General features: G+C 60.6%; 17 protein-coding genes and 1 tRNA gene. 11 read left to right on the top strand and 7 right to left on the bottom strand.

Features of this window, described 5'->3' with window-relative positions; genetic code table 11:
- The first annotated feature begins 9 nt into the window (after positions 1–9).
- Together HRF49_07290 and kdsB are read left to right on the top strand one after the other, a co-directional pair.
- Positions 10–1,116: a hypothetical protein gene (locus HRF49_07290; protein MEP0814453.1), complete on the top strand. Its 1,107-nt coding sequence runs from the start codon at positions 10–12 to the stop codon at positions 1,114–1,116.
- A 277-nt stretch (positions 1,117–1,393) separates the two neighbouring features.
- Positions 1,394–2,119, top strand: coding sequence for a 3-deoxy-manno-octulosonate cytidylyltransferase (gene kdsB / locus HRF49_07285; GenBank protein MEP0814452.1), 726 nt, complete (start codon positions 1,394–1,396; stop codon positions 2,117–2,119).
- A 42-nt stretch (positions 2,120–2,161) separates the two neighbouring features.
- Here kdsB and HRF49_07280 read toward each other — a convergent pair whose 3' ends face one another.
- The 3 genes from HRF49_07280 to HRF49_07270 form a co-directional block, all read right to left on the bottom strand.
- Positions 2,162–3,832, bottom strand: a complete 1,671-nt coding sequence (locus HRF49_07280; GenBank protein MEP0814451.1) for a hypothetical protein — start codon at positions 3,830–3,832, stop codon at positions 2,162–2,164.
- Positions 3,820–4,563: an ABC transporter ATP-binding protein gene (locus HRF49_07275; GenBank protein MEP0814450.1), complete on the bottom strand. Its 744-nt coding sequence runs from the start codon at positions 4,561–4,563 to the stop codon at positions 3,820–3,822. Before HRF49_07275 ends, HRF49_07280 begins: the two co-directional genes overlap by 13 nt.
- Before the next feature lie 203 nt (positions 4,564–4,766).
- The gene (locus tag HRF49_07270) at positions 4,767–8,834 is read right to left on the bottom strand and encodes an AAA family ATPase (protein MEP0814449.1); all 4,068 of its coding nucleotides are present in this window, start codon (positions 8,832–8,834) and stop codon (positions 4,767–4,769) included.
- A gap of 708 nt (positions 8,835–9,542) precedes the next feature.
- Between HRF49_07270 and HRF49_07265 the strand changes: the two genes are divergently transcribed.
- Positions 9,543–10,481: a hypothetical protein gene (locus HRF49_07265; GenBank protein ID MEP0814448.1), complete on the top strand. Its 939-nt coding sequence runs from the start codon at positions 9,543–9,545 to the stop codon at positions 10,479–10,481.
- A gap of 398 nt (positions 10,482–10,879) precedes the next feature.
- A complete protein-coding gene (locus HRF49_07260; protein ID MEP0814447.1) occupies positions 10,880–11,149 on the top strand; it encodes a thioredoxin family protein in 270 nt (89 codons plus the stop codon).
- A 60-nt stretch (positions 11,150–11,209) separates the two neighbouring features.
- Here HRF49_07260 and HRF49_07255 read toward each other — a convergent pair whose 3' ends face one another.
- Entirely contained in the window at positions 11,210–12,253 is a 1,044-nt protein-coding gene (locus HRF49_07255; protein ID MEP0814446.1) for a CAP domain-containing protein, read from the bottom strand.
- Positions 12,254–12,446: 193 nt separating this feature from the next.
- On the opposite strand from HRF49_07255, the gene hslV reads away from it, so the two are divergent.
- From hslV to HRF49_07225, 6 genes are all read left to right on the top strand, one after another.
- Positions 12,447–13,016 (top strand): ATP-dependent protease subunit HslV, encoded by a 570-nt coding sequence (gene hslV, locus HRF49_07250; protein ID MEP0814445.1) that lies wholly within the window; start codon positions 12,447–12,449, stop codon positions 13,014–13,016.
- Between the two features lie 41 nt (positions 13,017–13,057).
- Positions 13,058–14,542 carry an ATP-dependent protease ATPase subunit HslU gene (hslU, locus tag HRF49_07245; protein MEP0814444.1) on the top strand — a complete coding sequence of 495 codons (1,485 nt, stop codon included), beginning with the start codon at positions 13,058–13,060 and terminating at the stop codon, positions 14,540–14,542.
- A gap of 232 nt (positions 14,543–14,774) precedes the next feature.
- Positions 14,775–15,260 carry a GNAT family N-acetyltransferase gene (locus HRF49_07240; GenBank protein ID MEP0814443.1) on the top strand — a complete coding sequence of 162 codons (486 nt, stop codon included), beginning with the start codon at positions 14,775–14,777 and terminating at the stop codon, positions 15,258–15,260.
- Between the two features lie 50 nt (positions 15,261–15,310).
- Positions 15,311–15,733: a hypothetical protein gene (locus tag HRF49_07235; GenBank protein ID MEP0814442.1), complete on the top strand. Its 423-nt coding sequence runs from the start codon at positions 15,311–15,313 to the stop codon at positions 15,731–15,733.
- 68 nt (positions 15,734–15,801) lie between these two features.
- Positions 15,802–17,052: a S8 family serine peptidase gene (locus tag HRF49_07230; protein ID MEP0814441.1), complete on the top strand. Its 1,251-nt coding sequence runs from the start codon at positions 15,802–15,804 to the stop codon at positions 17,050–17,052.
- A 151-nt stretch (positions 17,053–17,203) separates the two neighbouring features.
- A complete protein-coding gene (locus HRF49_07225; protein ID MEP0814440.1) occupies positions 17,204–17,587 on the top strand; it encodes a hypothetical protein in 384 nt (127 codons plus the stop codon).
- 15 nt (positions 17,588–17,602) lie between these two features.
- On the opposite strand, the gene HRF49_07220 is transcribed toward HRF49_07225, so the two are convergent.
- From HRF49_07220 to HRF49_07210, 3 genes are all read right to left on the bottom strand, one after another.
- Positions 17,603–18,205 (bottom strand): histidine phosphatase family protein, encoded by a 603-nt coding sequence (locus HRF49_07220; GenBank protein MEP0814439.1) that lies wholly within the window; start codon positions 18,203–18,205, stop codon positions 17,603–17,605.
- Positions 18,206–18,261: 56 nt separating this feature from the next.
- Positions 18,262–18,344 (bottom strand) — tRNA-Leu (locus HRF49_07215).
- Positions 18,345–18,440: 96 nt separating this feature from the next.
- Positions 18,441–19,541, bottom strand: a complete 1,101-nt coding sequence (locus HRF49_07210) for a cytochrome C (GenBank protein MEP0814438.1) — start codon at positions 19,539–19,541, stop codon at positions 18,441–18,443.
- 537 nt (positions 19,542–20,078) lie between these two features.
- On the opposite strand from HRF49_07210, the gene HRF49_07205 reads away from it, so the two are divergent.
- Entirely contained in the window at positions 20,079–22,715 is a 2,637-nt protein-coding gene (locus HRF49_07205) for a hypothetical protein (protein MEP0814437.1), read from the top strand.
- Positions 22,716–23,114 lie beyond the last annotated feature (399 nt).

Here is a 23,114-nt window from a genome sequence, read left to right as displayed (position 1 = left end):
CGAGCCGGGGTGAAGCGGGAGCAAACAGGCGGCGCCCGCGCCGGATGCGAAATCGCTGTTTATGTCCTGAATCCAGACGAGCTTCGCGTCGCGTTCGCGTTCGGCGCCGACCGGGCGATCGTAGACACTTCCAGAACAAGGTACGGCTCTGCGTCGCAATTCGACCTGCACAGTTTGGAATGGGCGATCAACCACGCGGCGAAGCACGGCAAATCAGTCACCGTCTGGCTTGGCATTTCGCCTTCCATTCCGCGTGCGCGCGAAGCGGATAGGCTTGCGGATTCTCTCAAGCGAATCGGAGCGGCTTCGGCAATCATCCGCGATCCCTGTATGATTGCGCTCTGCGGAAATGCGGAAATAAAGGACTTGGTTCTCGATCCTTCACTCCCCATCAGGAACGCTGCTGCCGCCGAATTCTGGCATGCCATGGGCGTGCAGTCCTGGTTCGCGGGATTCGATCTCTCCGCCTTCGAGCTGGAAGCATTGCTTTCATCTGCGGCCGGTAAAGGAGCTTTTGTATACGGACTTGCCGCAATGACTTCCGCGGGTGCGCCGATAATGCCGGGAAGCGACGGCGAGCCGCGGTACTCGTTCGCCTCACTGCATTATTTGCCGAGGTTTTTGAATGCCGGAATGAAACGGCTCGCGCTGTTTCCGCCCGAAGGGGGAGCCGCCGCGGTCGCGGCAATCGTCCGCGCGTTTGCGGCGGTACTGCGCGGAAAGCCGCGGCGGGCCAATGCCTCTGTCGCGATGAAGCAGCTGAATCGCGCAATCCGGCTGCCAGTTTCAAGGGGATTTTTTCCGGGGCGGCTTCATATCCCGCCGGGCGGCAGGCCTCCGGCAGGCAGGCTGCTCTCCGCGGAAGTCGCGGGAGTGGTCCGCGAATATTACAGCGACCAGAGGCGCGTGCGGGTTGTGCTGAAAGCGCCTATCCGCGCCGGCGAGGAAATGCTTTTGATGACGCCGGAAGCGGATTTCAGATTCCGTATCGGTTACGCGAGCATTATGGACAAATCGGGGAGCGCCCTGGAGGCGGCCGCGCCCGGACGCCATCGAGAGGTCAGCATGTTTTTGCCCGCCGAAGCGGCGCCGTACAGCTTGATTTTGCGCGCGTGACCGCCGCATTTCTGTATCGTTAATTGCACAACTGTATTCCGATATAATTGTGACATTTCCGACAAGACACATCGGCGTGTGATTTTCCCCCGCGCGTCATTTTTCACGCGGATCGGGGCATAATGCACGCGAAAGGCCTTGGACGGCCTCGGACCATCCGCCGCAGGCGGAAGCTATGACACGAAGAATAAGGGGCTTTTAGACAGGATTCGTTTCACGGAGGGAATCCGGCGCCCCCGCCTTTACACTCCCGCCCGGCGCGGCTAAACTCCCGGCGATGAAAGTTCTCGGAGTCATTCCAGCGCGGTACGGCAGCACACGGTTCCCGGCCAAGGTGCTTGCGCCTATTCTCGGCCGGCCGATGATCGAATGGGTGTGGCGCGGCGCATCCGGCGCGGCGCTGATAGACGAGCTTGTCGTCGCGACGGACGACGAGCGTGTGGCGGAGTGCGTGCGCGGCTTCGGCGGGCGCGTGGAAATGACCCGCGCCGACCACGCGTCCGGCACCGACCGAATCGGAGAGGTTGCGGAGCGATGCGAGTGCGACTACATCGTCAACATCCAGGGCGACGAGCCGACGATAAAATCCGCCGACCTGGACGAAATGATCGGCGTCGTGCTTGACGAGGGCGCGGAGATGGGGACGCTCGCAAGCGAATGCAATGACATCGAATACATCCGCGAGCCTTCCACCGTAAAGGTGGTCGTTGACAGGGCGGGGTACGCGCTTTACTTTTCGCGGTTTCCGATTCCCTACCCGCGCAACGTGGAGCACGCGTCGTATCTGGTGCACGGCGGAGTGTACATCTACAGGCGCGATGTGCTTTTCAGGTTGTGCAGGCTCGCGCAGACGCCGCTGGAGCTTGCCGAGTCGCTGGAGCAGCTTAGGGCGATGGAAAACGGGATACGCATACGCGTCGTCACGACGGGCTACACGCGGATCGCGGTTGACGTGCCGGGCGACGTGGCGCGCGTCGAGGCCGCGTTGCGCCAGATGAATTGACGAAGCGGGCCGATGACAGAAAGCGCGGCGAGTACGCCGCGGCTATTCTTCCGGTCTTGTGACGAGCGCAAGAATCGCGTGCTCGCGCTCGACCAGCTTGTCCGCGGCGATTTTGAGACTGTATCGAAGCAGCAGGTATCCCAGCGCGAACGAAACGGGCGCGAGCGCGAATCCCGCGACCGGCGCGCCCAGGTAATACGGCGCGATTACAACAGCCATCAGCGGCACGAGAATCGCGTTGCCCGCGAGAGTGGTCAGCATGTATAGAAGCTGGAAAGTGCAGCCGCGCGTCTCGAACTGCGGCTGGCCGCGCCGCCCGCTTTGGTGATAAAGCCTGTAAGGGAAGTAAACCGAAATGACGTTGCCAAGCGCTTCGGTTGCGAAAACGCCGGCGATCATGCCGAGCGCGCAAAGAAGCGAGAGCGCGGGCGGAAATCCGAACGCGATGCCGCCTGCGAGAATTATCGCGACGTGGATGCTCTGGTAAAAGAGCATGCTGACGACGGCCTTGGCGATCATCAATTCCGAGCGCGGAACGGGCGTGACGAGGACGCTTTCGAGCGCGGCGCCGTCCATCCCGAACTTGTTGCCCGACATGCGAAGCTCGCCGATGACTGAAAAGTACGCGTAAAGAGGCAGAATCCAGTCGGCGAACCCTAACCCGGCCTCCCCCCCCGTGCGCCGGAAGAACACGAAGAAAAGCACGAGGTATATGACGAACGAGAGATTGTTGATGAGCCGCATTTTGTAGATTGGTTCGCGGAAGATGTAGCGCCATTCCTTGAGCAGAAACGCGCCCGCGGCCTCCGACAGCCCGAACGAGCGCATCGAGCCATTGGGAGCGGCCTCGCCGTTATTTGCGCGCCGCGCGCGGACGGATTTATGCTTCACCGTTCCGCCGAGCGCCAGCTCGCCGAGAAAGAACCGCTGGATAAGCCATCCGGCCAAAATGAAAACAGACAGCGTTTCCGCTAGCAAAACGGCAAACGGCAGACCCGCGCCGGCGTAATCGCCGGCCGCGACTTCGTTGTACGCCCATCCCGCGAGCCCCGGCGGAAAGAAAAGCCCGATTTTTTCCGCCGTTTCGAGGAACGGCGTCCAGCGTGAAAAATCCGGCGACTTTTCGCCGAGCACGAAAAAGAACCGCGATAAAGTTAAAAGCGCGACCAGAATCGCGCCCACGATCATCGCGATGTCGCTCGCGCGCCTTGACGCGATAGCGCGCGCGAAAACGAGCAGGATCATCTGCCCCGTGACCAGCAATCCAGCCCAGAAGACAGCAGAAATTACAAGCACCGCAAGCGCGGTGTCCGGCCTGTCTCCGAAAGCGATTAGCGCGCCGATTATCAATACGGGGACGAGCGTTCCGAGATAATCCAGAAGCGCGTTTATAACCAGCGCGAGGCCGAATTCCCGGCGCGATATCGGCAAAAGCGCGAGTCCTTCGAAATGCAGGCTGTAGCTGACCGCGTAAGGCGTGAACGGCGAAAGCAGCCAGATAATTCCGGCGATCCACGAAAACGCCGGAAAGAAATGCTGCCGCGTTTCGACCGGCATCATCCCGTAAAAATCGCGCACCGCGAACGCGACCGCGAGAATCGAAAGCGTGACGATTGCGAGCGAGAAAATCCGCAGGCCTGCTTCCAGTCCCTTTCCGCCGGAGCGGAAAACCAGCTTTAGCTTCACCCGCGCGAGCGCGGCTAGTCTATCCACGAAAGCTCCTCGGTGCCGACATGCGCGCCGCCGACAAGCTCCACGAACACGTCTTCCAGCGAGCGCCCGCCAGCGCGTATCTCCTCCATCGGCGCGTGGAACATCAGCTTTCCCCGGTGGATAATCCCGACCGACGTGCAGAGTTTTTCGACGAGCTCCATCACGTGGGATGAAAAGAATACGGTGGCCCCCCCCCGCACCAACCGCGCCATCACGTCTTTAATTTTGCGCGACGCGATCGGGTCGATTCCGTTGAACGGCTCGTCCAGGAACAGGACGCGCGGCTTGTGGATCATCGCCGCCGCAAGAACCGTTTTTTTTCGCATCCCCGTGGAGTAGTCCACGATCATCTTGTCCGCCGCCTCGCCCAGATCCATAAGGTCGAGCAGCTCTTCGGTGCGCGCGTCGGTCTCGCGCCCTTCAAGGCCGTACATCCTTCCCATGAATTGCAGGTACTCGCGCGCGGTAAGCCTGTCGTACAGATGCGGATCTTCAAGCATCACGCCGATACTCGACTTCACTCCGATCGGATCCCGGCGCAGGTCGCGCCCGGCAATCGTAATTTTCGAGTATTCCGCACCGAGTATTCCGACAAGTACCTTTATCGTCGTGGACTTGCCCGCGCCGTTCGGCCCCAGGAATCCGAAAAATTCCCCTTCCGGAACCGCGAAGCTCACATTGTCAACAGCGGTCACCTTGTCGAACCGCTTCGTGAGCGAGTCCACAAGCACCGCCGGCGGCCGCGTGAGCCGGTACGCCGCTGGCGCGCTTTGCTTTGCAGGGCCGCTTGAAAATTCCACAGCGCGGAATTATAGCAATCACACCGGTACGTATTCTGGCCGAGATAGCGGTGACAAAAAACCGCGACTTCAGGTGCTTTCCTTCGAAATACTGCCGCGGAAGCGCCGTCGCACAAATAGGCGGTATGGAGAAATCACGCTTTCTCTGCGTATTTCTGCGCTTTCGCCAGGTCCACCGGGATTATTGTCGAAACGCCTTTGGGCCTGCCCACGACTCCGACAAGCGCGTCCGCAAGCTCCATCGTCCGCTTGTTGTGCGTGACCAAAATAAACTGCGTGCCCCCCGCGATGTGATCGATCAGGCGGCCCAATCGCAGGATGTTGGCGTCGTCGAGCGCCGCGTCCACCTCGTCCATTATGCAGAATCCGCTTTCGCCCATCGAATGCGCGGCGAGGAACAGCGCGAGGAAGACAAGGCTTCGCTCCCCCCCCGATAGAGCGCGCAGCGCCTGGCGCCGCTCGCCGGGGAGCGTGACCATAACTTCCACGCCGGATGCCAGTACGTCCTCCGGCTCGGTGAACTTGAGCTCAACCGATCCTCCTCCGAAAAGAAAGACGAAATATTCGTTGAAACGCTGGGCTATGCGCGCCGACCGGCGCTGGTACTTTTCGAGCGTCCTGCGGTCCAGGTCGGCCAAAAGAGCGCGCAGCTTTTCAAGCGCCGACTGCAGGTCGTTTTGTTGCGAAAGGAAAAACGCCAGCCGCTGGGACTCGACTCTCCAGTGTTCCGGCGCGAGCAGGTTCACGTTGCCCAGCTTGCGGATTTCGAGCTCTATGTCGGAAATCGCGTCGCGCAGTTTGCCGCGACCGAGCTTTTCCAGCGCGTCCGCGCTCGCCGCAGGCTTTGGCGGCCGCGGAATGCCGCGCTCCTCCCACTGGGAGATGAGTATTTCGGGGGCATCGGCGATTTCCATCTGCGCAGGATTTTCGCCTCCATCATCGGCGTCGTCTCCGGCGCTGCAGGGTTCGCCGTCGCCGCAATCCGGAGCATCGAAGGTTATCTTTTCGCGGAACCGCACCTCGCCGTCTTCGCAAAGCTCGACTTCGGAATAATCCGCTTCGTCGGCGTACCCCCCCCCCTCATCTCCTTTGGGAACGGATACCGTTTTCTTTCCCCAAATTGCGATGCCCTCGCTTTCCGCCCAAGCGTGCGAAAGCAGCAGCGCCTCGTCCACTATCGCCAGAAGCTCCGGCGGCAGCCCTGCGGTTTCGTCAACCGGCTCGTCGGCGTCCGGCGCGCGCCGCGTACCGGTTTCTTCTTCCCAGCGCTTCCAGAGATCGTGGTAGCGGTAAAGCAGCCGCCCGCGGGCGACCTCGAACTTGCCGAAATCGCGCTCGAAGCGCTCCGCGTTTTCCGCCGCGGCCTTGGCGCGCTCGCGCGCGTCCTCGGACCGGGCGCGGGCAACATCAAGTGCGCTCCGCGCTTCCGCAAGCGAGTCCTCCGCGGTTTTGCGCGTTCCTTCTAATGAGCCGAGCTTGGCAAGCGCGTCCTCGCGCTGCACGCCGAGTTTTACCGCGCGCGCCTCGAGTTCGGATTTGCGCTCCGCCGCGGCGTCGAGCCGCGCCTTTGCATCCGAAATCCGCGACGCTATTTCTTTCGCCTGCTCGCGGGAATGCTCCAGCGTGATTCCCGCCGCGCGCCGCTCCTCCGATGCGCGCGCGAAATCGTCCCGCGCGATTAAGGCCGAGTTTTCCGCCGCTTTCAGCGATGCAGCGCAGGCCTCGTATTCAGCCGCAATCCGGTCCAGCTCGTCGGATGCGGCCGCGTACTCGTCATCTCGCTTCACCACCTCGGCGGAAATATTCCCCGCCTCGCGCTCTGCTTCGGACAGCTCAAGCGTAATGGTTTCAAGAGTAAGCGAAAGCTCCCGCTCGCGTGCGGAAAGCCCGGATAATTTTTCCTCGACTACCGCAAGCTCGCGAAGCCACCGCGCGCGGTCGCGCTCCGCTGCTTCCATCTCCGCCAGCACCGCGTCGACCGCGCTCTGCGCTCCCTCGACAGCGCCCTCGACGGCCGCCCAGTCCACCTTTAGCCTCGCCGCCTCTCCCGCCAGTTCCTCAATGGCTTTCCGTCGGGATAGAACGCGGCTGCCGGAAGACGGCGCGCCTCCCACTGCCTCGCCGCGGCCCACCATAACCGAGCCGTCCGCGAGCACGGCTTTCGCGATTCGCATTTCCATCCCAAGAATTTGATTCGCCTCGGAAAGCGTCTCGACGATCGCGACCTCGCCGGTTTCACGGTACATCCGCGCCAGCCTGCCGTTGCCCGCGGTGACGAAATCGTAGAATCTGCGCACGCCATCGGGCCACCAATCCGGCCGGGGCGGCACCGTTTCGTCGCGCACCGTTTCAATCAGGCGCGCTTTGCCTATGCCTTCACGGTGGAACTTAGCAAGCGTTTCGCATCCCGCCGCGAGATTGCCCACCTCGACAGCGTCCTCGAATCCGGAAAGCACGAGGTATACCGCGCCCGCGATTTCATCCGGAAACGCGAGGCCGTGCCACAGGTCGCGCACCCCCCCGACCGCGTTGCGCAGCTCCGCATCGGTCAGAAGCGCGCGCTTGCCGGGAGCGAACCCTTCGGCCTCGTTTTCAAGCGCTTGGAGGCTCGCAAGCCGCGCTTCCACGCCCGAAAGCGCGTCGCGCACGCCGTCGCGTTCTTTTTGGGTTTCCGAGTAATTCTCGCGCGCCGCGGACAGTTTTTCGACGGCTTCGGCCGCGCGTTTTCCCGCTTCCTCCGCGTTCGCGGACGCGGTTTCGCGCTCCCGTTCGTATTCGGCTCGCTTTCCCCTGACTTCGGAGAGCGACGATTCGGTTGCGGATCGTTCGCGCCGCCTGCGCTCTATCGAAGCGTCAATGCGCTCCTTCGCGCCCTTCGCCGCCTCCAGCCTGTTGCGCAGCTCGACCGCGTGCCTTTCCGCTTCGATGCGCGCGCCCTGCGCGGTTTCAAACTTCGCGCGCTCCGCGGTCAAGGTTTCCTGCGCGGCGTTCAGAGCAAGCGCCGCTTCTTCCAACGCTTTGGACAGCTTTGCCAGCTTTGCTTCAGCCGCGTCCGCGCTTTCAGAAAGCGCGGCCGCGCGCGCCTCCCCCGATGCGATTTCGCGCGCAAGCAATTCCGAATCCGCTTCTATCGAGGCGATCCGGTCCGAAAGCATCTTCGCTTCGACGTCAATCCGCCCGGCTTCCGCCGCGGCATCACCCGCGGCGCGCTCCGCCGCGTGCAGCGCATCGACGCAGGCTTCGACTTTCGCGCGCGCGGCCTCGACCGCTTCCTCCGCCGCGTCCGCCTCAACCTCCGCCTTCTTGGCGTCGCCCGCAAGAGCGTTCATCCTGTCGCGGATTTCGCCGGCGGTTGCGTTGTTCTTTTCAAGTTCTTCGAAGCACTCGGCAAGTTCGCGGCGCAGGCTCTCCGTACGCAGCGCGGAAAGCCTTGCGGTTAGATCCGTGTAAGCGTTCGCGTCCCTCATTTCGGATTCGAGAGCGGTCACACGATCCCGCACTCCGGAAACAAGGTCCGCTAGCCTGGCAAGATTTTTCGAAGTTTCCGAAAGCTTCTCTTCGGTGCGCCGTTTCTGGTCGATGAGCATTCCGATTCCGCACGCGGAAACGAGCCACATCCGCATCTCCTGCGGATTTGCCAGAATTTTCTTTTCCACTTCGCCCTGGTTGATGGAAATTACCGAGCCGCGCCCGAGGCCAAAGCGCCCGAAGAACTCGTCCACGTCCTTCATCCGGACGGTCTCGCCGTTCAGGACGTATTCCGAAACACCATCGCGGTATAGCCGCCTTTCCAGCGTAACCGGCCCGTCCACGTGAAAGCGGCCGTTGCCGCCGTTCCCGTTGCCGAATTCCTTGCCGTTGCCCGAAGGCAGCGATTCGCCCGGATCGCCGAAAAGCCCGCCGCGCTTGCGGAAAGTCAGGCCGGGTTGGAAATGGGGAACGAAAGTGAGCTTGACGCTCGTGAAATTCTGACGTTTCGCCTCGCCCGCGCCGCCGAAAATCAGGTCGTCCATCCGCCCCGTGCGCAGCCTTGTGGGAGACTGCTCGCCGAACGCGAACAGGACGGCGTCGAGAATGTTGGACTTGCCGCTTCCGTTCGGGCCGACTATCGCCGTGACCGGCCGCTCGAAGTCGATCGCGCTTTCGCGCGCGAACGACTTGAATCCCACAAGCTCCACCTTGCCAAGCCTGAGTACCGCCAACAGCGCTCCAAAAACGCGAATAGTCGCGCAAAAACCACCCCAGGGGACTGCACCGCACGGCGGAGCAAGTCCGCCGCGTCCTCCGGCCAAACCCTTCGGATTCTAGCACGAATCCGTAAAAACAGACGGATGTGCGGGCGCCCGGCTGGGATTTCCCGGCTTTCAAATCCCCTGACCGGCGGGAATGCGCCCGCCCCGCCGCCGCAATATTAGCAAAAAATCAACACGTTATCCACAAGAGGCGTGAAACCGGTGGATAAGTTGTGGATAAAAGAGGAGGAAAGAGTGAAGTGGGAAATGAGATTAGAGAGATAAGGGAAGAGAGAAAAGCGAGAAGCTAGGAGTGAAACAGCGCCGATTTCCGGACGGCGTTGAAGCTAAATCCACATTGCTCCCGCTTACGGGATAACAGCTGAATTTCGCAATTTGCCCGAAAGGGAGTGCGCGGCATAAGCGGCATCCGGAAGAGGCGGCGTGAGCCGCCCGGCGTACGAATGGCATTGCTTTCGCCGACGTGCAATATTCAACCGCATTCAACCGCAATTTTTCCGTCGCGGCGCACGCCGTAAATCCTGCGGTTATCAGCCGAATTAGGGCCGAAGACCCGGCAAGGTTTGACGCGGCGGCTGGAAAAAAAAGCCTCAAAATTGCGGTACAATTCAATCAATCGGTTTCGCGCCGCGAATTTTTCCGGTGCGGAGGTGTCGGATGGGCCGGAACAACCTTTTCGCGTTGTTGGTTTTGGCGCTTTGCGCCGCACTTGCGCTGGTTGCGCTTCTTGCATCCGGGTGCGGCAATAAAAAGGCGAAAATTTACTTTTTCTCTCCGGACGGCCGCAATCAAAGCCCGTACTACGACATCTACGGCAATCCGGTGTACGAAGGCGATTCGTGGCGCTTGCACGGCCACCGGTACGATCCTATCGGCTTTCGCCGTGACGGGCGCGGAGACGTGTACGACCAATGGGGCAACTGGATCGGATTCGAAGACATATTCAGGGGGGATAACTGGTACAACCCCGGAACGAACTACGATACCAACTCATACAACCGCACCTACAGCGCTATCAAGGACAAATTCGAGCGGCTGCTTTATTCCGCGCGCAAGGGAGAGATTGACCGGAGCGCGAGCTTCGCTATGCTGGATCGGATCGGAGCGCATTACGACAGGATATCGGGCAAACTTTCGTTCTCCGACGCGCTTCCGGGAGACACCGACCTGGACGGCGAAGTGAGCATCAAAGATTTGACGCCGATCGCGCTGAATTACGGAAAGGAAGTGCCGCAGGACGATCCAGATTCGCCGTTGCATGTAATAGACACCGACGAAAACGGCGAAATCGGAATGTCCGACGTCACGCCGGTCGCGCTTTATTACCAGGAAGTTTTGTATCGCTACGAAATCTATGTGGAAAACCCTGCGACGCCGGAGGAAGACTGGTCGCTTTACAGCTCGCTGCCCGCGGAGCTGATCAAGTGGAACAAAGCGGGGCGCGCCGTGCTCGAAATGCCGGAGGAGCTGGCGGAGTACGTCAGGGTGGAAGCCGTGATACGCACCGACTGGGTGCGCGAAGGCTTCAGGCGCGAGGCCAGCGTATTCGGTCCGAGCACAGAGCCGCCGGATGGCCTTTACGCGCTGATGCAGTAGCCTCCAATAGATAGGCAGTATTCAGCCATTCGCGCGGCATGCCGCGGAATCGCCCTCGTGTCCCGCTAGTCCTTCCCGGTGATTTTGTCAAGCTCTGTTCACTTAAACCCATCCCAGCGCCACCATGATATTTATTTCACTTGTGATTATTTGCTGTATTTTCACATACAGGCGCGGTATAACTATTACGGTTCCGACGGAGCCGAGCAACTTGAAACTTTGATTGGTGCGGGTTTTTTAATAAACCGCCGCATCAAGCAGCTGAAACCCCTTCTTTCAGCCGCAGATATCTTGTGATAAAGCCTGTTTTTGGATTTTATCACAAGCTATTTTCGACGACCCGGGCCGCAATCCCAGAACGGCCCCAGGGTGCTCTGATGTTAGAGGAGGACCGATAAATGTTCAAGATTCAGGTTTTCGGTAGCGGCACAAGCAAGTGCCGGCAGATGAGAATCCGCGTCCACAACGCGCTTTGGATGCTTGGCCTGCGCGATTTCCAGGTGGAGGTGGAAGGCGACATCCGCAACTTCCCTGCGGAAGTGAAGGACACGCCCGGTCTCGGCGTGAACGGCAAGGTTCTGGTCAGCGGAAGGCTGCCGGAAATCTCGGAGATCCAGCGCCTCCTTGCGCCTTATGCGCTCGGCATGGAGTTGGAGGCCGCGGCATAACGAAGACAGCAACCGGTTATTTCCCCCAAAAAAGGCCCGCGAAAGCGGGCTTTTTTCGCGCTAATTCACGCCGCCCAGCGTCCAGACACCGGCGAGAAAAAAGTAATCTTCCCTGTTTTCCCATCCTTCCGGAACGAGCGACTTGTCGAGCGTCGCCCAGATGAATATGTAATAAACTCCGGGCGTGCCCGGACCGCCCGCGCCGTCCGGCGGCATCGGCGTACCGGGAAGCGGCTTTGACAAATCGAGCGTGCAGGAATACTTTCCCGTTTCCGAGTTCCATTCGACCAATTCGTCCGTCGGCACGGCCGCCCCCTCCGGCGCCGCGCTTCCCTTCGGCAGGAAAAGATTGTAGCTTCCGGGATTCTGGCCGCCCATCAGGTTTGCGTTCATCGCCTCGGGCGCGATCGGCTGCGGAAACGGATCCCATCCGAGGCCGACGTATCTGAGCTTCGCCCGCTTTATATCCAGCGTCCCCGAAACCGCTATGGGCTCCCCAAGCTTGATCGACTGCGGAATGGGCGCAAGCCCGCCGTAGTCGTCAACGAACGTCTGGTCGCAAGTAAAGACGCATTCGCCCGTCGGGAAAAGCGCGAATCCGATTCCGACGCCGAGCTTGTTGTGCTCCGGCTTGAGTAAATTGACGCGGTGCCCTTCGCTCCCCATAAAAGATGAGTGCATATATTCGACAACCTTGCGCGTGAGATATACGCGCACGCCGCACGCGAAGAACGTGACGTTCTCGCTCATCCCGTCGTTGCCGCCGCCGGCGGTGTAGCGCATCGTGGGCGTGAAACCTTGTATATCCCAATGGCTGATGTAAGAATGCACCGCCATTTCGTCCGCGTGCCACTGGCCGACTTTTTGCGCGTATTCGTCCATCGCGAGCGGCTGCAATTTGAGTTTCGCGCGCTCGCGGTTGACCAGCTCCAGCATGTAAGTCCGCGCATCGTCAATCGTTATTTCTTCGGCCTGCGTTCCGAACATCCGCTCGGCTTCGGCTGCTCCGAAAAAACCGCCCGTCCATTCGTCCTGCGCAAGCGCGGGGAAACAAATCAACAAAGCAGCAAGTGCGGTGCAACCTGACGCAAGTAAAAACTTCATCAATATGCCGAATCGCATATCGATCGAATTATAGCCGAGGGGCACAACATAGTGCGCCAAATGAGCCCCGCCCGGTGAAGGTTGAGCTGCCCGCGAGGGATGCATCTTCCGCTATTGGAGGCGCCTTGTATAATCAACACGCGTCGCGGCCGGCGTTCAAATCGGCCCGGCAAAAGGGGTACAGGTGGAGGAAATGCAAACCGTAGAATTTGACGGCGCGCCCGCGCCCCGCGTGCGCTCGACGACGATACTGGCCGTCAGAAGCGGCGGCAAGGTCGCGGTCGGCGGCGACGGCCAGGTGACGCTCGGCCAGTCCGTCCTCAAGCACGGCGCGAACAAAATCCGCGTACTCTCGAAAGGCGGCGTCATCTCCGGATTCGCGGGAGCGGTCGCGGACGCGCTGACATTGTTCGAGCGATTCGAAGGCCAGCTCGAAAAGCATCCTTCCAGCCTCAAGCGCGCGGCGGTGGAGCTTGCCAAGGAGTGGCGCACCGACAAATACCTGCGCCGGCTCGAAGCGCTGTTGATTGCCGCGACGCCGTCGGAGCTGCTGATTATCAGCGGAAACGGAGACGTGATCGAGCCGGACGACAACATCGCCGCGGTAGGAAGCGGCGCGGACATCGCGCGCGCGTCGGCCAAGGCGCTGATGCTCGCCGGATGGACGGAGCCGAGAAAAATAGTCGAAGCCGCGCTGGGTATAGCCGCGGAGATTTGCATTTACACCAACGACCACATCACAATCGAGGAGGCAGGCGGCTGATCCCCGCACGGCGGGAATCGCAGGCCGGCTGAACCTTGGGTATGCGAAATTCACTTGAAAAAAACGGCGGGATGTTCGAGGATCTGACTCCGCGCCAGATTGTAGAGCGCCTGGACGACTACATCGTGGGTCAAGACAAGGCCAAGCGGGCGGTCGCGGTGGCGATTCGCAACCGGTGGCGGCGCGCGCGCGTTCCAGCCGAATTCCGCGACGAGATAATTCCTAAGAACATCCTGATGATCGGCCCGACCGGCGTGGGCAAAACCGAAATCGCACGCCGTCTGGCGCTCATAATCAAAGCGCCGTTCATAAAAGTGGAGGCGAGCAAGTTCACGGAGGTCGGGTACGTCGGCCGGGACGTGGAGAGCATAGTCCGCGATTTGATTGAAATCGGCGTTCGCATGGTGCGAAACGAGCGCATCTGCGATGTGACCGAAAACGTAAAAGAGCGAGTGAACGAGCGCCTGCTGGATAAAATTTCGCCCCGGCCGCGCCATCGGCGCGCGGAAACTCCCGAGGAACAAGAGCGAATTGACGAGGAAGTGCTGCAGGCCAACCGTATACGCGAGCGCGTCCTCGCGGACATCCGCTCCGGGAAGAAGGACGACGAAGAAATCGACATCGAGACGCGCGACAGCCGCCCGAAGATGATGCAGGTTTTTTCCAGCGCGGGTCTTGAAGAAATGGGGATGAACATCCAAGACCTGATGGGCGAGATCGCCGGGCCGGGGCCGAAGAAGCGCAAGCGCATAAAAATCGGCGAGGCAAAGCGCATTCTTTTCGCCGAGGAAGTGGACAAGGTAATCGACATGGACGCGGTGATCACGGAGGCCGTCGACCGCGTTGAGCAGGCGGGTATCGTTTTTGTTGACGAGATCGACAAGATCGCGGGAAGCAAGCCCCAGCACGGCCCCGACGTCTCGCGCGAGGGCGTACAGCGCGACATCCTACCGCTCGTCGAAGGCACTACGGTCATCACGAAATACGGCCCGATAAGGACGCACCATATTTTATTCATCGCAGCGGGCGCGTTCCACATGTCCAAGCCCAGCGACCTGATACCGGAATTCCAGGGTAGATTTCCGATCCGCGTCGAATTGACCAGCCTTTCCGCGGAGGACTTCCGCAGGATTCTCACCGAGCCGACAAACGCTCTCACAAAGCAGTATGCGGAGCTGCTTTCGGCGGACGGCGTGACGGTCGAATTCACGGACGACGGGATCGAATCGCTGGCAGACCATGCCGAGCAAATAAACAAGGAAACCGAAAACATCGGCGCGCGCCGGCTGCACACGATACTCGAATACGTCCTGGAGGACATTTCGTTCGCGGCACCGCTGAACGGCGTGACGGAGACGAAGCCGCTTCGGACGCAAAAGCCGGAGGGCGGCGGTCTGCCCGACGCGCTAAGGGAGGCGCTCAAATTCGAAAACGGCCGGGCGAAGCTCGTCGTTGACAAGTCCTTCGTGGAATCGCGGTTGAAGGAAGTAATCAAGGACAAGGACTTGGCTTCGTATATTCTTTAACCGGCCGCGCGGCCGGGGACTTTATTTCCACTTGCCGGGGGAACGCTTGGATAAACAGCCGGGAAAACGAAAGGAAGACGGGGCAAAAGCCGCGGCGGTCGCGGACGCACCGAAGCCGCGGGCTTCAAACGCGCCGCTCGGCAAGCTTACCTTTTATCCGCTTACGCCTGATCGCCTGGCCGATTTCGAAACACTTTTCGGGGCGCGGGGCGCGTGCGGCGGCTGCTGGTGCATGTTCTGGATGCAGTCCCGAAAGGAATTCGACGCGAACAAGGGCGAGAAAAACAAAAGGGCGATGCGCGCGCTGGTGCGAGGCGGCCGCGAGCCGGGGATACTCGCGTATTCCTGCGGCGAGCCGGTGGGCTGGTGCGCGGTCGGGCCGAGGGAAGGCTACAAGCTGCTCGAAAACTCGCGCGTCCTGCGCCGCGTGGATGACAAGCCGGTATGGAGCATCGTCTGCTTTTTCATCGCAAAGCGCGCGCGCAGGCGGGGCGTGTCCGAGGCGCTGATCGAAGCCGCGCTCAAATTCGCCAAAAAGCGCGGCGCGAAGATCGTTGAGGGCTATCCCGTCGAGCCGCGCAAAGACAGGATGCCGGACGTCTTCGCGTGGACGGGATTTTATTCCGCGTTCAGGAACGCGGGATTCCGCGAAGTCGGCCGCCGGTCGGAATCTCGTCCGATCTTGCGGTACGAATTCGGCGCGAATAAAAAGCCATAGGGAACAATTCCGCGTCGGCGCGGTCATCCCGTCCGGCGGAGGAGGCAACCATGCCCAATCTTGAAGTTTCGATGCCGCGCACGGACGCGGAAACCAAGGCCAGGCTGGCCGAGGCGCTCACCGAGGCGTTTTCGCTCGCGACCGGATTCGACGCGAAAATATTCGGAATCAGGTTTTTCGAGTACGGCCCCGGCGAGGCGTCGCACGGCGGCAAGATCTGGAACGGCCAATCGGGCGAGCCGTACATCCACCTGGTGCTGTACATCCCGCGCATCCGGCGCATCCACAAGCAAAACCTGGTCGCGTCGTTTGCGGCGGCGTTCGCGCAGGCTTCGGGACATGCCGACTGGCGGCCGGTGGTTCACATTTGCGAGCATCCTTATGACAACATCGGCGTGGAAGGGCGGCTTTTGTCCGACTCGCTCCCGCAGGCCAAATCGAAGCCGTACTATTTCGAGCTGCCGGACGACTGACGGCAAAGGCAAATTCCTACTTACGGGGTATGATATCCTGTTCTTTTGCTCTTGTAAGGAGATTTCAGATGAACAAACTTCTTGCGATTTCGCTCGCGCTCGCCGTCGCGGCCGTATTGGCCGCCTGCAGCGGGAACGCGGGATCGAATAACAGCCTGAATTCCGGCGGCGCCAAAATGCAGTCCGCCGTTCCTTCGCCCGGCGCGGGCGCGGGGAGATACATCGTGGTGCTCAAACCCGGCGCGACAGCGGCGGACGTGTCCCAAATGGGCGCTTCGCTTTCGGCGAGGCCGGACGTTTCATACGGAACCGTTTACAGGGGATTCGCCGGATACATGTCCGCATCCGAGGTTTCCAGATTGTCCGCGGACAAGCGGGTGGCCTACATCGAGCCCGACCTGCCGGTTTTTGCCACGCCTCCGGGCGGCAAGCCGGGCGGCGGCGGCGGCTCTTCATCCGAAACTACCGGATGGGGCGTCGACCGCATCGACGCCGACCTCAACACCGGCTCCGGCGGAAGCGGCGTGACCGTGGCGATAATTGACACGGGAATCGATATCGACCATCCCGATCTCGGCGACGCTTACCTGGGCGGATATAACTTTGTCAAGCCCGGAACCCCGCCGGAGGACGACAACGGACACGGAACGCATGTCGCCGGAATCGTCGCGGCTCGAAAGGGCAACGGAATCGGCTACGTCGGTGTTGCTCCCAATGCAAGCCTCGTCGCGCTCAAGGTTCTCGACAGGCGCGGCAGCGGGTGGATGTCGTGGGTCAACGGCGGCATAGACTGGGTCGCCGCCAACGCTTCGGCCTACGGAATCAAGGTCGCCAACATGAGCTTGAGCGCCTATTCCCCGTCCAGCAATCAATCCATGGACACTGCGATTACCACCGCGACGGCCGCGGGTGTGGTGTTCGTCGTGGCGGCAAGCAACGAAAACACCGATGCGGCAAGCTACATCCCCGCGCGATTCTCCAACGTAATCTGCGTTTCCGCGCTGGCCACCAACGGCACTTTCGCAAGTTACTCCAATTACGGAACGGTCGTTGACGTAATCGCACCAGGCTCCAGCATCCCCTCGCTTTGGAAGAGCGGCGGTTACAACACGATCAGCGGAACCTCCATGGCGTCACCTCACGTCGCGGGCGCCGCGGCGCTTTGGTTCGACAACCATTCCGGCGGATTCGACGAAGTATACGCGGCGCTCTGCACGGTTCCTCCGTCGGGATTCGCCGAGCCGGCGCCTTCCGGCGGCTGGGGAAGCTACGACAAAGACGACGTGGACGAGCCGCTTGTTAACGCGGAGTCACTGTAGGGCAAATTTCAGCAATCGCAACCCACAACGGGCGGGTGCCACCGGCATTTCCGGATGGAATCCGCCTGTTTTCGCGCCGCAACCCGAAATTCCTATTGACTTCCGGCGCTTCAGGTAATATTATTTTTCTTTCGGGAGGAAGGAAGTATCGATGCCCAAAGAAACCGTTAAGACCGCCGCCAAGGCGGTAAAGGACGAGGAGCTGGACGCTCCCGCCAAGAAGCGCGTTGCAAAAAAGGTCGCGGCCAAACCGGCCGAAACCGGAAAGCGCCCCAAAACAACCGAAGAAGGCTACAAGATCTATTACCCCGACGCCAAGCGCGACGCTTACTCGAAGGGCGAGATCATCTTTTTCGAACGCGTGCGCAACTGGATGCAGCGGGGGGAGTTGGTCGAAGCCTACGGCAAGGTGGTCGCGCTGGACCTTTTCGACGGCGACGTGCCCTACATCGAAGTGTCCTTCGCGGACGCGAAAAAGCTCAACAAGGTGGACTTGGGCGACGACGTGCGCCGTTTCATCTTGGAAAGCAAATAACCCGCGGCGCGGAATTTACGGAAAGACCAGCGTTCTTACAATTTTGCGCGTGTTCGCGTCGATAATATCCACCTGGCCGTTCTTTTGCCGGAAATCCTCCGCAGCCTGCTTGCCGCATCTACCCGTCACGAGCATGAGAAACGCCACGTTAGTTCCCTGGTGGGCGACAATAAGGATATCGCGCTCGCGCGCTTCCTCTATCCATTTCTCCGCAGGCTCGGCAAGCCGCGCCATAACGGAGTAAATGCTTTCGCCGCCCGGCGGCGCAAAAAGCCCGCCCATCGCTTGCCATTTGAAATAGGAATCCCCAAGCTCGGCAATCAAATCCGCCTCAAGCCGCGCTTCCCAATCTCCCAGCGCGGCTTCAAGCAAAACTTCGTCGGTTTCGATTTCGCTTGCTTCGCGGCCGGTGATGATCGCCGCCGTCTCGACCGCGCGGTTCATCGGCGAGGAAATCACGCGGGCGAATTTGGTGCCGGCAAGGCCGCGCGCAAGCGAGCGCGCCTGCTCGATTCCGGTTTCGTTAAGGGGCACGTCGGTGCGGCTCTGATAGCGCCTGTTAAGGTTGTAATCGGTCTGGCCGTGCCGGGTCAGGTAGAGCACGCGGCGATTATACAACGAGTTATCAACAACGCGCGCAGTGCAGCCGTTTGAAACGCGGGGAGCAAGGAATCTGCCGAAGGGGGGACTCGAACCCCCACGAGGGAACCCTCACTAGCTCCTGAAGCTAGCGCGTCTGCCATTCCGCCACTTCGGCGCGGGCCGATATTCTACCAGAATCACGATTATTTCAAACCGGCTTCGCTGCTTGAAGATGCAAGCTTTTTCATTCGAAAACTTTGGCAACTATCGCCTAGTTTTTCGCTCGCTCCCGCATGTCCGCCGCAAGCTCCTTTATCTCCTGCAGGTCGCGCGTCATCTCGCTCCAGCCGTACCACAGCGAATAATCAGGATTCATATGGAACGCGCCCTGGAACGCGCGCATCCGGTGTTCTAGGAACATGATAAACAGCTTCTGCTCGATTACTGTCGGCGCGTCGTGGAACGTGAGCAGGTCCGGATAGTCGAATGCATAGCCCGCGGGCTTCGGAATGATTTTGTCGCGGTACAGCCCCGCGACGATTTCGATTGCCTGCGCCATCAGCCTGTCGCTTTCGCGGATCATGTCGTCGCCCTTGGCAAGCTCGGCCTTGGCGAAATTCTCGCTGTGGCAGAGGCCGCATGTTCCGATCATCTCGTCGCGCTTCGCCTGCCAGTCCTCCTGGGTCAGCCGCGCAACGTTCGCGGCTTTGACCACGTCAAGCCTGCCGGTTGGATTGCCGTCCGGATCGAGCACGCCTAATCCTTTCAGTATGGTGACGCGGTCGGCCGCCCATTGCGGGTCTTCCGGCATGGGCAGCCTGACGGCGAGGAATCCCCATGCGGTTCCGACTTCATGATCGCCGCCCTGCATGTGGCAGGTCTGGCATTTCGGCGCGGACGCGGTTTCCGGAAGCGTTCCGTTCTGCTTCAGAAGGTAGCGCACGCCATGTTTGGAGCTGGAATACATTTCCCACTGCGGATGATCAATACCCATATGGCACGTCTGGCAGGCCTGCGGCTGGCTCGCTTCGACCTTGGAAAAAGTGTGCCGCGTATGGCACGCGTCGCAGGACGCCACGCCGAATCCCGCACCGTCCTTTTTAAGCTGCGCTATTTCTTCTTCGGTTTTGAGCCCGATTTTGTGGCAGCCGCCGCAGCCCTTCATTCCTTCCATCAGCGCCATCGGCTGCATGTGCGCGGTGGGCATCGCTTTCATCGCCGCCCAAGCGAGCGCGTGTTTGCCCTTCGAGAACTGCTCGACGCGCTCGGGATGGCACATTTTGCATGTGTCGGGAGTGGGTATCGCCGCAAGCGAAGCGTCTTCCGCTTTCGAATGATCCAAGCCGTGGCAGACCGCGCATCCGACACCCATCTGGCTGTGCCGGGAAAGCTGCCAATCGGCGACTATCCCCGGAGTCGCGGTCTTATGGCATTCAGCGCATTCGTCCGCGTAGGCCGGGATTGCGAATAATGAAATACAAACGAGTAACGGAATAATCCTTGACACAAGGCACCTCTTGAAACTTAAGTTCAAAGCGGCGCCGCCGCTCGCCGCGAATTTTATTTACAACTGACGGGCGGGTCAACCTTGGCCGGCAATGATATTGCTTATCTTGCGGCCGCTCAAGTCGTTACCGACCCGAAGCTTCAAGATGCCTTTGAACCGCTTCTCAAGGAAACCGCACCTAATTCTCTATTTTCCGGGTATAATATGTTTTTGATAGTATTTTTGAAATGGGCAGCCTGCCCGCAAGGGGGTAGTTGAATGCGTTCTAACTTCGGTTTTATCCAAACCGCAAACCTGGCAGGATTATCGGCCGCCGTATTGATTTGCGTATTTGTGTTGGCCTGCGGCCGCGGTGCGGAAAAGTCCACCGGCTTATCCCCCTTCCCGGAAAACGGAGAACCGGTGAATGTCTCATCCGAGATCGCCGCGCTTGAAAAGCCGGAAGGCGTCTCTGACTCCACTTGGAACCTGCTTGTGGGCGAGCTTACTCGCCAGCTTGACGGCAGGCGCGCCGTATCTGCGGCTCCAAAGGGAGCGGGCAACGCGCCCGAGCTGTATTTGTTCGATCCGGGCGACGGCTCGCTCGACTTCGAGTGGGACTATTTTTCAAGCGGCGACTACGACAGGAACGGCGAAGTGGGCGTTTCCGACATCACGCCCATAGCGCTAAACTATCTGGCGGACGCGGACGACGGAGTGGGCGACGACGTCCTTGAAAACTTCATAGACGGCGACGACAACGGAGAAATAGGCGTATCTGACATCACGCCGATCGCGCTCAATTTCCTGGCGACCGTCGAGGGATACATCATCGAAAGCTCGGACTCCGAAGCCGGGCCGTTCACCGAGGTGACAAGGCTCAATTTCGCGGACGGCGACGATTCCGCGATTCCGCATTTTGTTTACACGATGGCCACGCCGCCGTCGACGGCAACGTACTTTCGCGTCGTCTCGTTCCACGGAACGGACACTGGCGAGCCTTCAAATGTGGTTGCGTTCACACCGGGAATCACCTACAACACCGACACCACGCTTCCATCGCTCGTCATCGAGGATGGATTCCGCGTCAACCTGACGAACGACGCGCGCCTGCACGTCACGGGAGACGCGACGATCGACGGCGAGTTGCGAGGAGTGGACGGCAACCTTTATTTCGAGGTGGACGGAAATCTGACGGTAAACGGTGACATCACGCTCGACTCCCCCCCCGGCAGCCAACCGGAAGGAGACCCCTTCGACTCGATATTCCTCGTGGTGCATGGAGACGTGACATTCTCCGACACGTCCACGGTCACAAGCGACGGTTCGATTTTCGTCGCGACGAACGAGGCCGACATTCCGACTCCGGACGAGGCGGACGCGGACTGCGACATGGACGACGGGACTTCGCCCACGATTGCTCCTTTCGACCAGTCAGGGCCGTTGCCGTATGTTTCCGCGCGCCCTTACATCCCGCAAGCCGTACGCTCGGCCAGCCAGGCCGCCAATCCCCTGACATTCCGCGGCACTTGGACGGTCCGCACCCCCCCCCGCGGAACGCGCAGGATAGTAGTCGCCATATGGCCTGCGGGCACCGATGTGCAAATCGAGCAGTTCACGCTTAATTGTCCGAACGGTAACGACGGATTGGACGATTTGTCCGGCAATCCGGTGGCGACGGGCGGACATGGCGAACGCGCGCTCAACCTCAACATAAACGTGGTGGACGGGTCGCTTACGTTCAACGGGGATGTGACCATAAATCTCGGCAGCGGCGGCCGCGGCGGCAACGCCATGGCGATCGGCGACAAGGACGCGTCCGCGACGGGCGGAGACGGCGGCCAGCCGGCAAAGCTCAAGATCCGCGGCACCAACGGAATATTCGTAGCCGGAACGCTGACGATAAATCCCGGCGCGGGCGGCGACGGCGGCTACGCCGAGGCGCACGGAGCGGACGGCGCGGACGGCTGTCCGGCGGAGGACGGAGGAAACGCTGTCGCGTACGGAGGATACGGCGCCACTGTCAATCGCGTACTTACATACCGCGGCACGACCGGAATAGAAAACGTGGTTTTCGGCGCGCAATCCGGCGGCGACGGCGGATATGCCATCGCAACCGGCGGTTTCGGCGGCAATGATACCTGCATACCCGGCGGCGTCGGAGGCCGCGGCGGCGACGCGACGGCAATCGGAGGCAACGGCGGAGACTCTTTCATCGACGTGACGGGAGCATCCGGCGGCGGCGGAATCGGCGGCGACGGCGGAAACGCCTACTGCGCCGAGGGATACGGCGGGCACGGCAACAGCTTCGCCGACAAAACTCCCGGCGGCGACGGCGGAAACGGTGGCAATATGGTGTCGGACGCCGGCCGGGGGGGGGCCGGAACTTCGAGCGAAGGCACGGCCGGCACCCCCGAAATAGATGCCAGCGCCGGATGGGGCGGGGACGGCGGCAACGGCTGCCCGCCCGGCGTTCACGGCACGGGCGGCTCGTGGGAATACTTCATTGACGGAAATCCGACCGGAACGGGCAGAGGAAACGACGGCGCGGACGGCGCTTCCACCTGTTTCTTCTGGTTCTTCCCTTGGACCTGGATTCTTGCCGACGGCAACATCACGCCAGGCACCTACACCGAGGACATCTTCAACGACGCGGATCCGCCAGCGCAGGTGGGAACGATGCCCGTCGAATTTTTGGATATTCCGGGCGCGGAATACTTCACGCAGAGCGATCCGGTGCGGCATGTAGGTTTTTCCGGGCCGGGCATTCTGCGCGTAAATGTAGGCTCGATCCTGCTCAACGAGGGCGCGCCGGGCGACATTATCGGGATAAGCTTCCAGCCGATCCAGCCGTTCTTCACGGTGGGCGAAGATTGGCCGCTTTTGATCCAGGCGTACGACAGCTCGGACAACCTTCTCGACACGGTGACGATAACCGATCCGAATCTCACCACAGTTGACAGTTTCTTTGACGTGTTCACGGAAATAAGCTACATCGACATCGTCCCGTTCGAGGGCTGCTTCATCACTCTGGATTCGTTGTTCATCTGGGATCCGTAGCGGTCGTTGTCCCGAAACCGCGGGGCGCGGGGCGCCCGTACCGAATCGCGCGGTTTGCCAAGTCAACGCTGCCGGGGGATAGGAAAGAGGGGCCGAAAGGCCCCTCGTTTTTTTTCGGAAGCGCGCGCTTCCGCTCCGGAACTGCAACCCGAAACCGCCGCGATGCGGGCCGAAAACCGGCGCGACATTCTGTGCCATCGCGGCCGCGGAATGGGCCGCCATGGCGGCCCGAAAAAGGACGCGGGTTCGGGCCGCCGAACCTATGCCGAACCTATGCCAAATTGCGCGACCCACCGCGACGCTGCAATAAACAAGAAGATGGAAACCGGAAGCCGGCGAAAAACCACCAAAAATTTGGCGTGTGCGCCGATCCCTAAAATGCAAGGTTAAGTCTTGGAG

This window comes from bacterium (assembly GCA_039961635.1).
Classification (GTDB): Bacteria; 4484-113; 4484-113; order JAGGVC01; family JAGGVC01; genus JABRWB01.
The sequence above is the reverse complement of the archived record's forward strand: the minus strand, read 5'-3'. Positions and strand labels throughout refer to the sequence as shown.